The following is an 11986-nucleotide window of genomic DNA, read 5'->3' on the forward strand; positions in this document are numbered from 1 at the left end:
CGAAGCCGCCACGAAGTACCGCATCGACGACGTCCGCGCCGCCGCCGTCTCCTACACGGATACCGGCAGCGCGTAACGCCGCCGTCCTCACTCACCGCCGCCCGTGTGTCCGTCGGACAACACGGGCGGCGGTGCGCGTAGGTTCTTGACTATGGTCGAGCAGAGTCCGTTGGTCTCCCGCAGACGACAAACCCGGGATCCGTTGCCCGACGCACTGTTGCGTCGCGTCAAACAGTTCTCCGGGCGCCTCTCGACCGAGGCCGTCACGACGATGCAGGATCAACTGCCGTTCTTCGACGACCTCGACGCCGCTCAGCGTTCCAACGTGCAGCTGCTGGTCCAGACCGCGGTGGTCAACTTCCTCGAATGGCTGAAGAACCCGGACAGTGACATCCGGTTCAGCCTGGACGCGTTCCAGGTGATTCCGCAGGATCTGGCACGCAGGCTCACCCTCAGCCAGACGGTGGACATGGTGCGGGTGGCGATGGAGTTCTTCGAGCAGTGGCTCCCGGCGCTCGCCCGTAACGACCAGCAGCTGATCGCGCTCACCGAGGCCGTGCTGCGCTACGGCCGCGAACTGGGTTTCGCGGCCGCTTCCGTGTACGCGAGTGCCGCGGAGTCCCGCGGCGCCTGGGACACGCGGCTCGAGGCCCTCGTGGTCGACGCCGTGGTCCGCGGCGACACCGGGTCCGACATGTTGTCGCGGGCGGCGACCCTCAACTGGGATGCCACCGCTCCCGCCACCGTCATCGTCGGCACACCCCCCGAGGACGAACGGGTCTCCGTCGTCGGCACGGTCCACACCATCGCGCAGAGGCACGGTCGCGCCGCGCTCGCGGTCGTGCAGGGTTCGCGGCTGGTGATGGTCGTCAGCGGCGAGCTGCAGGAGGGGTCGGGGCACTCGAGTTTCATGACCGACCTGCTCGGCAAGTTCTCGGACGAGCCGGTGATCATCGGACCGACCACGCCGACACTCGGCGCGGCTCACTTCAGTGCCGTCGAGGCGCTCGCCGCGATGCAGGCGGTCGCCGGGTGGCGGGGCGCCCCCCGGCCCGTCCACGCGGCCGAGTTGCTACCCGAGCGCGCACTGCTCGGAGACAACGCCGCAGTCACCGCTCTCAACGACCATCTGGTCGCTCCGCTGGCGGCCGCCGGAGGTGTTCTCACCGACACTCTGGACGCGTATCTCGACTGTGGAGGTGCGGTTGAGACTTGCGCCCGGCAGCTGTTTGTTCATCCAAATACTGTGCGGTATCGACTCAAGAGAATCGCCGAAGTCACCGGGCGCGATCCGACGAATCCACGGGATGCGTATGTGCTCAGAGTGGCCGCTACCGTGGGTCGATTGACACATTCCCATAACGAACCCATATCACGTTTAACACCAGTCACACCCTTCCCATTCGGAGAAGCAGGGCTGTAACGAACGTCTGTCCAGATTCGATGCGAGGACCCCACGTGCAATTTTGTGGGAACCCAACAAATCCGCCGACAAAGGTTCATCCGCAACGACATCTCGCGGTACGCCGTTGACGGTGTTCTCTTGAAGAGTGATTTCGTTGCTCGCCCCGGGTCAGGGCTCTCAGACTCCCGGCATGCTCATCCCTTGGTTGGAGCTGCCGGGTTCTCATGACCGTGTCGCACTGTGGTCGAAGGCTGCCGGCCTCGACCTCGTCCGCCTCGGTACCACCGCGACCGCGGAGGAGATCACCGACACGTCGGTGACTCAGCCTCTCGTCGTGGCCGCCGCGATCCTCGCCTTCGAGGAACTCGACGCGCGTGGCCTGGTGCCCGCAGACACCATCGCGGCCGGGCACTCGGTCGGTGAACTCGCCGCAGCGGCGGTCGCCGGGGTCCTCTCCGCCGACGACGCCGTCGCCCTCGCCGCCGTCCGCGGCGCGGAGATGGCCAAGGCCTGCGCACTCGAACCGACCGGCATGTCCGCGGTCCTCGGGGGCGACGAGGCCGAGGTGCTCGCCCGCCTCGACGAGCTGGGCCTCGAACCCGCCAACCGCAACGCCGCGGGCCAGATCGTCGCGGCAGGTCTGCTGTCGGCGCTCGAGGAACTCGCAGCCAACCCGCCGGAGAAGGCTCGGGTGCGTGCACTGCCCGTCGCGGGCGCGTTCCACACCCGGTTCATGGCTCCCGCGCAGGAGGCCGTCACCGAGGCTGCGTCCAAGATCACACCGGGTGAACCCACCCGCACTCTGCTCTCCAACGCCGACGGCGCACCGGTCGCATCCGGAGCCGACGCACTGACTAAGCTGGCCGCGCAGGTAACCCGACCTGTGCGTTGGGACCTGTGTACCGCAAGCCTGCGGACCGCTCAGGTCTCGGCGATCGCGGAACTTCCACCAGCCGGAACCCTGGTCGGTATCGCCAAGCGTGAAATGCGCGGCACGCCGACTCTGGCCGTCAAGACCCCGGGGGATATCTCCGCGCTAGCCGAACTGACAGAACTCGGCTAGTTTGCTGCGCGCACCTCGGTGCGTGCAGGGCCCGCAGGCGCGGCCGATGGGGACGTGCCTGCACAACTCCAGATACATCTACACCGAATCAGAAGGGAGCCACTCAGTGGCCGCCACCCAGGAAGACATCATCGCCGGACTCGCGGAGATCATCGAGGAGGTCACCGGTATTGAGCCGTCCGAGGTGACCATCGAAAAGTCTTTCGTCGACGACCTCGACATCGACTCCCTCTCCATGGTTGAGATCGCCGTCCAGACCGAGGACAAGTACGGCGTGAAGATCCCCGACGAGGATCTCGCCGGACTGCGCACCGTCGGTGACGCCGTGTCCTACATCCAGAAGCTCGAAGCAGAAGGTGGCGCCGACGCGGAGGCCGTGAAGGCCAAGCTCGAAGCTGCCAAGAACGACGAGGAGTGAGCTCAGCCGTGACTTCCGCCTCGACCAACGGGAGACAGTTCCCCAACATCGTCGTCACCAGCCTCGCGGCTACGACGTCGATCGCTGGTGACGTGGATGCCACGTGGAAAGGCCTGTTGGCCGGCGAGAGCGGCATCGACACCATCCAGGAAGCGTTCGTCACGGAGAACGAACTTCCGGTGACGATCGGCGGCAAGCTGAAGGTGTCGCCCGACGAGTCCTTGTCCCGGGTCGAGATCCGCCGGATGAGCTTCGTCGAGCGGCTGGCGCTCGTCCTGGGCCGTCAGGTCTGGGAGAACGCCGGCAGCCCGGAGGTCGACAAGGATCGCCTCGGCGTCGTGATCGGCACCGGACTCGGCGGCGGCGAAGCTCTGATCGACGCCGTCGAGAAGATGAAGGCCGGTGGCTACCGCAAGGTGTCGCCGTTCGCCGTCCAGATGGTGATGCCCAACGGTCCGTCGGCCACCGTCGGACTCGAGCTGGGGGCTCGCGCCGGAGTGATCACTCCCGTGTCGGCCTGCTCCTCGGGTTCCGAGGCCATCGCCCACGCGTACCGCATGCTGGTGATGGGCGACGCCGACATCATCGTCGCCGGTGGTGTGGAGGGTTACCTCGACGCCGTGCCGATCGCGAGCTTCGCGATGATGCGTGCGCTGAGCACCCGCAACGACGATCCGAAGGCGGCTTCACGGCCGTTCGACAAGGATCGTGACGGCTTCGTGTTCGGTGAGGCCGGAGCGATGATGGTCCTCGAGACCGAGGAGCACGCCAAGGCTCGCGGTGCCACCATCCACGCCCGCCTGTTGGGCGCGGGGATCACCTCCGACGGGTTCCACATCGTCGCTCCCGATCCCTCGGGTTCGGGCGCTGCGCGGGCCATGACGAGGGCGATCGAGACTGCTGGATTGACGAAGAAGGACATCCAGCACATCAACGCGCACGCCACGGCCACGCCGATCGGTGACACCGCCGAGGCGAACGCCATCAAGGCTGCCGTCGGCAACCATGCTGCGGTGTACGCACCGAAGTCCGCGTTGGGGCACTCGATCGGCGCCGTCGGTGCGCTCGAGGCGGTGCTCACGGTCCTGAGTCTGCGTGACGGAGTCATTCCGCCCACGCTGAATCTCGAGAATCAGGATCCAGAGATCGACCTGGATGTCGTCAAGGGCGAAGCCCGTTACGGCGAGATCGATTTCGCGATCAACAACTCGTTTGGTTTCGGTGGGCACAACGTCGCGCTCGCCTTCGGCCGGGCCTGACAGCCGGTCCTGCTAGATCGCGGGTGGAGACCTCTTCGCTGAAGGGGTCTCCACCCATCGACAGCCCACGAGGGGCCCGCTACAGAGGAGGACGCGATGACAATCCTGGCACCCGCGACGAAGTCCGATGCGTCGATCGATCCGCGCGATCCCCTTGCGCGCCTGGAGAAGCTGTTCGACGCCGGGACGGTCGTCCCGCTCCATCCGCGTGACAAGTCCGGTGTGCTGGCCGCGTCCGGCAACATCGACGGTGTCCACACCATCGCCTACTGCTCCGATGCCACCGTCATGGGCGGCGCCATGGGTGTCGAGGGCTGCAAGCACATCGTGACGGCGATCGATACCGCCCTCGAGGAAGATGCCCCCATCGTCGGGCTCTGGCACTCGGGTGGCGCGCGTCTCGCCGAGGGCGTCGAGGCCCTGCACGCCGTCGGACTGGTCTTCGAGGCCATGGTCCGCGCGTCCGGCCGCGTCCCACAGATTTCCGTCGTCCTCGGCTTCGCGGCCGGTGGTGCGGCATACGGTCCCGCGTTGACCGACGTCGTCATCATGGCGCCCGAGGCCCGCGTGTTCGTCACCGGACCCGACGTGGTCCGCAGCGTCACCGGCGAGCAGGTCGACATGGTGTCGCTCGGCGGCCCCGACACGCACACGAAGAAGTCGGGTGTGGCGCACATCGCCGCCCACGACGAGGGTGACGCTCTGCACCGGGCACGCCGCCTGGTGTCCATGTTCTGCGAGCAGGGCGAGTTCGATCAGGCCGCGGCCGCGCACGGCGACACCGATCTCCGCGCGCTCATGCCGGAGTCGGCGAAGCGCGCCTACGACGTCCGCCCGATCGTTCACGAACTTCTCGACAACGTCGAGGGTGAGTCGAGTTTCGAGGAACTGCAGGGCAATTACGCCCGCAGCATCGTCACCGGGCTCGGACGCCTCGGTGGCCGCACCGTCGGTGTCATCGCCAACAACCCGCTCCGCCTGGGTGGGTGCCTGAACTCGGAGAGCGCCGAGAAGTCGGCTCGCTTCGTCCGGCTGTGCAACGCGTTCGGCATCCCGCTGGTCGTGGTCGTGGACGTTCCGGGATACCTCCCCGGTGTGAGCATGGAATGGGAAGGCGTCGTGCGCCGCGGAGCCAAGCTGCTCCACGCGTTCGCCGAAGCCACCGTGCCCCGGGTGACGGTCGTGACCCGCAAGATCTACGGCGGCGCCTACATCGCCATGAACTCCCGCGCTCTCGGCGCCACCGCCGTCTACGCGTGGCCCGACGCCGAGGTGGCAGTCATGGGCGCGAAGGCGGCCGTGGGCATCCTGCACAAGCGGGCCCTGGCCGCGGCCCCGGAAGAAGAGCGGGAGGCCCTGCACGAGCGGCTGGCCGTCGAGCACGAGAGCATCGCCGGCGGCGTCGACCGCGCCGTCGCGATCGGTGTCGTGGACGAGGAGATCGACCCGGCCAAGACGCGCAGTGTCGTCACCGCGGCCCTCGCCGCCGTCCCCGCCACCCGCGGCGACCACAAGAACATCCCGCTGTGATCTGAGCATCGATCGAGAGAAGGCCCCCACCGGCGGTGGGGGCCTTTTCGCGTCCGTGTGCGGGTGTCAGCCGACGTCGCGGCGCAGCCAGGTGACCTCGGCGCCTTCGCCGCCGCTGCGGAACGGCTCCAGCGCCTCGTCCCAGGCGGTTCCGAGGGCGTAGTCCAGTTCGGCGGCGATGTCACCGCCGGCCTCCATCAGGGCCCGCAGACGCATCTCCCCCACGACGACATCGCCGTTCGCGCTGGTGGATCCGTGCCACAGACCCATGCCGGGCACGTGGCTGAACCGTTCGCCGTCCACGCCCTCGCTGGCGTCCTCGGTGACCTCGAAGCGCAGCATCGGCCAGGCGCGGAGCGCATTGACCAACCGCGAGGCGGTGCCGACGGGCCCCACCCAATTGGTGGTCGCGCGCAGGACGCCGTTGGAGGCCGGCTGCGAGGTCCATTTCAGGTTCGCTCGGCAGTCGAGGGTCGCGGTCAGCGCCCATTCGATATGGGGGCACAACGCGGCGGGCGACGAGTGGATGTAGACAACACCAGCCGTCACGTCCGCGAACTGATTCAATGCGCGCACTCGAGCCTCCTGCTTCGACGAGGGACGTCTTCCCCAACGGCCTCAGTCGGTGTGTGCAGCACGCTCGGTTGACCAGTGTGCCCTGTGATGCCTGTGTTGCGCCAGTGATTCGAGCAATCGGTGTGTCATCGCCTTTCGCGTTCCGCGAGAATACCGTCGCTCAGCTCGGTCCACACGGGCTTGGCCCAGTCGCCGAAGTCCCGGTCCGTCAACGCGACGCACGCCAGCCCCGCGGCCGGGTCGACCCAGAGGAACGTGCCGGACTGCCCGAAGTGGCCGAACGTCTGCGGCGAGTTGCCCGTGCCGGTCCAGTGCGGGCTCTTGGCCGACCGGATCTCGAAACCCAGACCCCAGTCGTTGGGGCGCTGTGAGCCGTATCCGGGCAGGATTCCGTCCAGTCCGGGGAATTGCACCGAAGTGGCGTCCGCGAACGTCTGAGGCGAAATGAGCGCCGGGCGGAACAGTTCGGCGGCGAAGCGGCCGAGATCTCCCGCCGACGCCTGCACTCCGTGGCCGGCGGGCCCGACCAGAGCGGACGCGGACATCGACAGCGGAGCGAAGACGGATTCCGCCACGTAGTCGGCGAAGTCGATCGACGTCTCGGCGGTGAGGAAGTCGGCGAGCACCTCGTAGCCGGCGCTCGAGTAGATCCGCTTGTGCCCCGGCGTCGTCTGCACCCGGTTCGCGTCGAAGGCGAGACCCGACGCGTGCGCCAGGAGATGACGCACCGTCGAGCCCTCGGGGCCTGCGGACTGGTCGAGTTCGACGGCCCCCTCCTCGGTGGCCACCAGGACTGCGTACGCGCAGAGCAGTTTGGTCACCGAGGCCAGCGGGAAGACGCGCTGCTGGTCGCCGTACTCGCCGATCACCCCTTCGTCTCGCGACAGGACCACCGCCGCAGCGTTGTCCACGGGCCATCGGGCGATCTGATCGAGACTCTGCACCCGGTCAGACTACGAGAGCCGTCCGCAGCCGACTGCGGCGAGCCGCACCAACCGACTGCGGCGAGCCGCACCAACCGACTGCGGCGAGCCGTCACCAGTCGGCTTCGGTGTACCGGATGACGCCGCGAATGTTCTTGCCGTCGAGCATGTCCTGGTACCCGTCGTTGACCCCTTCGAGGCTGTAGGTGCGGGTAATCATGTCATCGAGGTTCAACTGCCCCGACTTGTACATGGCCAGTAGGTTCGGGATCTCGACCCGGGCGTTGCCGCCGCCGAAGATGGTGCCCTTCAGGTCCTTCTGCAGCATCGAGAAGAGGAACAGGTTCAGCTTGACGTCCATGTCGGTCATCGCGCCCATCGCGGTGACGACGCACGTGCCGAACTTGCTGGTGAGCAGCAGGGCTTCCTCGACGTATTCGCCGTGCATCTCCCCGACCGTGATGATCGTCTTCTGCGCCATCAGCCCGTTGGTGAGCGCGATGATCGGTTCGATCGCGGCGGCGGCGCTCTCGAACGCGTGGGTGGCCCCGAACTTCAGCGCCTGTTCCCGCTTCCACGGCACCGGGTCGATGGCGAAGATCTGACGGGCCCCGGACGCCACCGCGCCCTGCAGCGCGCTCATGCCGACGCCGCCGACACCCATGATGACGACGGATTCGCCCGGCTTCACCTCCGCCATCCGCGTCGCCGAACCCCAGCCGGTGGGCACGCCGCAGCCGACGAGAGCGGCGACGTCGAAGGGAATGTCCTTGTCGATCTTCACGACCGACGTCTCGTGCACGACCATGTAGGGCGAGAACGTCCCGAGCAGGCACATGGGGATGACGTTCTCGCCGCGCGCGTGGATGCGGAACGTGCCGTCGCTGATCGCGAGCCCGCTCAGGAGCCCCATGCCGAGGTCGCAGAGATTCTGATGTCCCGCCGAGCACGCCGGACAGCGTCCACAGGCGGGAACGAAGGAGAGCACCACGTGGTCGCCGACTTCGAGATCCTTCACCTCCGGCCCCAGCTTGGTGATGACGCCGGACCCTTCGTGGCCGCCCATCACCGGGAAGGACGCCATGGGCATCGAACCGGTGACGATGTGGTGGTCGGAGTGGCACATTCCGGCGGCTTCCATGCGAATCTGCACCTCGCCCGCAACCGGATCGCCGATCTCGATCTCCTCGACCGACCACGGCTCGTTCAGGCCCCACAGGATCGCACCCTTGGTCTTCATGTGACTCCCAACCCTTCGTTCATGTCTGCGCATCTGCTGATGTGACGATAGACACAAACCAACCAAATTGGAACACGTTCTACCGAATCGGGTCCGGGAATCCGAAACTGTTACCCCGACACGTCGTGGAGGTGATGGATCGGGTCGTGAACGAAATACCTGGCGAGCGTCTCCACCGTGAAGGAGGCGCCGTCGCTCCGCCGCCCGGTCCGTGACCGGAGTTCCGGGCCGACGGCCTCGAAGCCGTCCGCTACCGCGACGCCTGCCGCACGCAGTTCGGCGTCCACGACGGCCGGATCCTGCTCGTTGTAGCGCTCGGCGATCGCGGTCTCGTCCTGGTCCCAGTTCGGGAACAGGGGGTCCGTCTGCTCGAGGATGAGCCGGAGCCGGACGTTGAAGATCCGGAACACGTCGCGAACGTGCGCCGCGTACTCGAGGGCCGACCACGTCTGCTCGTCCGGCCGGACCGTCACGTCGGTACGGGTGAGGACCGGCGACCAGGCGTCCGCGTTCGCCCGGACCAGAGCGGGAATGTCCTCGTACCGGGTTGCCGCCGAGTCGAACCCGCAGTCGGGGCACGCCCGGTCGAGGACCCAGGTCCAGTTCTTCGTGTCGGGAGTGATCGCCATGCCGGTCATCGTAGAGCGCCGGGCGAACGCCGCTCGCTCAGAGTTTGTACCCGATCGTCCGCAGCAACGCCTTGCGGTCGGCGACGTCGGCGCCGGTCTCCACACCGGCAGGAGGCTGCCCGTCGATCACACCGGCGATGCCCCGGCCGAGTTCCGTCTCGGCCACGATGATCTCGACGGGGTTGGCGGTGGCGCAGAAGATCCCGCACACCTCCGGCACCCGCTTCAGCGTGTTCAGAACGTTCACCGGATAGCCGTCCTCCAGAAACACGAAGAACGAGTGGCCCGCGCCGACGGCGACGGCGTTGCGCGTGGCCAACTCGACGAGACGGTCGTCGTTGCCGGAGCAGCGCACGAGGCGAGGCCCCGACGCCTCGCAGAACGCGACACCGAACCGAAGATGCGGACTCACCCCCACCAGCGCCTCGTGCACATCCTCGACGGTCTTGATGAAGTGGGACTGCCCGACGATCACGTTCATGTCGTCGGGCTTGTCGATTGCCACGATCTGCAGGTCCACGATGGCCTCCTCGGGTGACTTTCAGTCTGCTCCGCGCCGGCACCGAGAACAACGACGCGGCACGTCCTGCTCCCTCGGTCAGGCGCCGATGTGGGCGGCGAATTTCGACCGGCCGGGGCCGGTGAGGTCGCCGAGCACGTCACGGCGCCCGGCCATCGCCATCAGCAGCGCTTCCCCGCTTCCACCCACCTGCGGTCCCCGGCCGTAGGACCAGTCGAGATCTGTCGCCACCAGCTTCACCCCGCGGGCTCGCCAGGCGCCGCGGATCAGCGGAGCGAACCGCGCGAAGTCCAGCGCAACTCGCAGCCGCTGCGGGGGGATCGTCCGGGGAATCGCAAGGGGCCGCCGGATGTCCTGTTGATGGATCATCCCGTCGACGAGGGCGATCCTCCCACCGAAACCGGCTGGCAGACCGCTGGGTTCGGCGTGAATGCGCATCAACTCGAGCAGCTGCTCGGGGGTGCGGTCCGCGAGGTCGGCGACCCCGAGCTCGTTGACCCGGTCCTGCAGGAACCAGCCCTTCGCGAACCGTGCGGCCAGACTGCGGAAGTCGAGCTCGTCGTAGCTGATCACGTGCGCGACCACGTCCCGGACCCGCCACCGCTCGCACAGGCTCGGCGACTCCCACTGCTGTGGGGACAGCCCGGCGAGCAGTTCGGCGAATTCTTCCCGTTCCTCGCGCGCCAACTCCATGGTCTTCACACTGCCCGCATCCGGGCCGCTCGAGAAGACCGGACCGACCGGGGAAGTGGGTGGGGCGGGCGGGGCTCGAACCCGCGACCAATGGATTATGAGTCCACGGCTCTAACCGACTGAGCTACCGCCCCATCACCGCACTACTCGCTGTCGCGGCCTGCCGATGTTACCGTGCGCCCGCCGCGGGCGCGTAGCCGGGACGAGCCCGTCCCGACAGCGCTTTTCGTGGTCGACGCCTACCCGTCCTGGGCATCGCGGCGTTCTTCGTCGCTCGGGGGTTCGCGTTGTTCGACCGAGGTGACCACCGCCGGGTCGTCGGCGACGAGTTCGTATCGTCGCCCGTACGTTTCGACGAGGGCCTGGATCGCCGCGACCACCGGGACCGACACCAGCGCACCGACCGGGCCGAACAGCGAGGCGCCCACGATCACCGATCCGAACGCGACCGCGGGGTGGATCGAGACCGTCGCGGACGTGATGCGCGGGTGCAGCACGTAGTTCTCGATCTGCTGGTAGACGGTCCCGAAGACGATCACCCACACGCCGTCCATGGGCTGGGACGCCGCGGCGATGATCGCGGGGAGGGCGATCGCGAGGTAGGTGCCCAGGGTGGGGACGAACTGCGAGACGATGCCGGTCCACAGTGCCAGCGGCAGCCAGTAGGGCACGCCGATCACCACGAGGAAGATGCCGGTGGCGACCGAGCTGATGGCGGCGAGGATGAGCCGCGACACGACGTAGCCGCCGGCCTTCTCGACCGAGATCTCCCAGACCACCGAGATGACCCGCTGCTGCCGCGCCGGAAACCAGCTGGAGATGGTGCGGCGAAGGGCCGGTCCCTGGGCGGACATGTAGAACACGAACAGCAGCAGCGTCAGCATCTGGAAGACGACGCCGAGCAACGAGGACAACACGCCCAGCACTCCGGGCGTGAAGCGCTCGGCGAGGTCCCGGACGGTCTCGGGGGTGAGGTGGATCAGGTCCTCGCCGGTCGCGAAGTCGGTGTCGAACACACGATTGGACCAGTCGGTGACGGAGGACAGCGCGCCCGGCAGCGCTTTGAGGAGCTGGGCGAGCTGCTGGGCGAGCAGTGTCCCGAAGAGCGCCAGGAATCCGACGGCGAAGACGAACAGTGCCAGCAGCACCAGTCCGGTGGCGAGGCCGCGCCGCAGCCCCCGGCGCTCGAGCCAGTCGACGACCGGTTCGAGGGTGATGCTGAACAGCCACGCGAGGAACAGCAGTCCCAGGAATCCGCGCAGGTTGACGAACAGCCACCCCGACAACTGGTAGGCGGCGACGGCCAGCAGGACGTAGAGGATCGAGGGCAGCAACCACCGCGGGGCATCGAGGGCGCCGAAACGCCGGACCGACCCCGTCGGTGCTGTCTCGCCGCCGTCCTCGCCCTCGCTCATCGCACATCCCGCGGTCGCTTGCTGCCGATACATCGGGAATGTACTCGCCCGGGACGCGCACCGATCCGAATTGGGCGCGCGCAGCAGAAAACCCCGCCCGGATGAACCGGACGGGGTTTCGATGCTCCCCCGGCTGGACTCGAACCAGCAACCGTCCGATTAACAGTCGGAAGCTCTGCCAATTGAGCTACAGGGGATTATTCTGCTGTGCTTCGCCGTTCCCGGCGATGCGAGAGAAACTGTAGCGCATAGCCCCACCCCAGTACCAAATCGCCTGCCTGTCGATGCATCAGGCAGGATGGGGAAGGTCGTTGT

At 67.4% G+C, this 11986-nt stretch carries 12 protein-coding genes and 2 tRNA genes; 5 read left to right on the plus strand and 9 right to left on the minus strand.

Translation table 11 applies throughout. The features are described from left to right. Window positions 1–151: 151 nt before the first annotated feature. From P3H15_RS17635 to P3H15_RS17655, 5 genes are all read left to right on the plus strand, one after another. Window positions 152–1423, plus strand: a complete 1272-nt coding sequence (locus tag P3H15_RS17635; protein WP_012688158.1) for a CdaR family transcriptional regulator — start codon at window positions 152–154, stop codon at window positions 1421–1423. Between the two features lie 127 nt (window positions 1424–1550). Next, complete coding sequence (locus P3H15_RS17640) at window positions 1551–2468, plus strand: ACP S-malonyltransferase (protein ID WP_276138438.1); 918 nt, start codon at window positions 1551–1553, stop codon at window positions 2466–2468. A 106-nt stretch (window positions 2469–2574) separates the two neighbouring features. After that, window positions 2575–2886: a meromycolate extension acyl carrier protein AcpM gene (acpM, locus tag P3H15_RS17645; RefSeq protein ID WP_005247839.1), complete on the plus strand. Its 312-nt coding sequence runs from the start codon at window positions 2575–2577 to the stop codon at window positions 2884–2886. 8 nt (window positions 2887–2894) lie between these two features. Then, window positions 2895–4145 (plus strand): KasA/KasB family beta-ketoacyl-ACP synthase, encoded by a 1251-nt coding sequence (locus tag P3H15_RS17650; protein WP_276138439.1) that lies wholly within the window; start codon window positions 2895–2897, stop codon window positions 4143–4145. 96 nt (window positions 4146–4241) lie between these two features. Next, window positions 4242–5675, plus strand: coding sequence for an acyl-CoA carboxylase subunit beta (locus P3H15_RS17655; protein ID WP_276138440.1), 1434 nt, complete (start codon window positions 4242–4244; stop codon window positions 5673–5675). 66 nt (window positions 5676–5741) lie between these two features. Here P3H15_RS17655 and P3H15_RS17660 read toward each other — a convergent pair whose 3' ends face one another. The 9 genes from P3H15_RS17660 to P3H15_RS17700 form a co-directional block, all read right to left on the minus strand. Further along, a complete protein-coding gene (locus P3H15_RS17660) occupies window positions 5742–6251 on the minus strand; it encodes a DUF3145 domain-containing protein (protein WP_012688162.1) in 510 nt (169 codons plus the stop codon). Between the two features lie 125 nt (window positions 6252–6376). Continuing rightward, window positions 6377–7195 carry a serine hydrolase gene (locus tag P3H15_RS17665; RefSeq protein ID WP_276138441.1) on the minus strand — a complete coding sequence of 273 codons (819 nt, stop codon included), beginning with the start codon at window positions 7193–7195 and terminating at the stop codon, window positions 6377–6379. 91 nt (window positions 7196–7286) lie between these two features. Further along, a complete protein-coding gene (locus tag P3H15_RS17670) occupies window positions 7287–8414 on the minus strand; it encodes an NDMA-dependent alcohol dehydrogenase (protein WP_072946660.1) in 1128 nt (375 codons plus the stop codon). A gap of 110 nt (window positions 8415–8524) precedes the next feature. After that, the gene (locus tag P3H15_RS17675) at window positions 8525–9043 is read right to left on the minus strand and encodes a DinB family protein (protein ID WP_276138442.1); all 519 of its coding nucleotides are present in this window, start codon (window positions 9041–9043) and stop codon (window positions 8525–8527) included. Window positions 9044–9080: 37 nt separating this feature from the next. Beyond that, entirely contained in the window at window positions 9081–9563 is a 483-nt protein-coding gene (locus P3H15_RS17680) for an adenosine-specific kinase (RefSeq protein WP_276138443.1), read from the minus strand. A 78-nt stretch (window positions 9564–9641) separates the two neighbouring features. After that, window positions 9642–10256: a maleylpyruvate isomerase family mycothiol-dependent enzyme gene (locus tag P3H15_RS17685; RefSeq protein WP_276138444.1), complete on the minus strand. Its 615-nt coding sequence runs from the start codon at window positions 10254–10256 to the stop codon at window positions 9642–9644. 60 nt (window positions 10257–10316) lie between these two features. Further along, window positions 10317–10390 (minus strand) — tRNA-Ile (locus tag P3H15_RS17690). A 105-nt stretch (window positions 10391–10495) separates the two neighbouring features. Then, on the minus strand, window positions 10496–11671 hold the full coding sequence (locus tag P3H15_RS17695; RefSeq protein WP_276138445.1) for an AI-2E family transporter: 1176 nt from the start codon (window positions 11669–11671) through the stop codon (window positions 10496–10498). A 124-nt stretch (window positions 11672–11795) separates the two neighbouring features. Then, window positions 11796–11868, minus strand: a tRNA-Asn gene (locus P3H15_RS17700). Between the last annotated feature and the right edge of the window lie 118 nt (window positions 11869–11986).

The sequence above is a fragment of the Rhodococcus sp. T2V genome (assembly GCF_029269925.1).
Classification (GTDB): Bacteria; Actinomycetota; Actinomycetes; order Mycobacteriales; family Mycobacteriaceae; genus Rhodococcus_F; species Rhodococcus_F koreensis.

What these genes read in the sequence shown, in the direction of transcription:
- P3H15_RS17635 (WP_012688158.1), top strand. Translation starts at nt 152, where the DNA reads ATGGTCGAGCAGAGTCCGTTGGTCTCCCGCAGACGACAAACCCGGGAT.
- P3H15_RS17655 (WP_276138440.1), top strand. Translation starts at nt 4,242, where the DNA reads ATGACAATCCTGGCACCCGCGACGAAGTCCGATGCGTCGATCGATCCG.
- P3H15_RS17670 (WP_072946660.1), bottom strand. Translation starts at nt 8,414, where the DNA reads ATGAAGACCAAGGGTGCGATCCTGTGGGGCCTGAACGAGCCGTGGTCG.
- P3H15_RS17675 (WP_276138442.1), bottom strand. Translation starts at nt 9,043, where the DNA reads ATGGCGATCACTCCCGACACGAAGAACTGGACCTGGGTCCTCGACCGG.
- P3H15_RS17685 (WP_276138444.1), bottom strand. Translation starts at nt 10,256, where the DNA reads ATGGAGTTGGCGCGCGAGGAACGGGAAGAATTCGCCGAACTGCTCGCC.
- P3H15_RS17695 (WP_276138445.1), bottom strand. Translation starts at nt 11,671, where the DNA reads ATGAGCGAGGGCGAGGACGGCGGCGAGACAGCACCGACGGGGTCGGTC.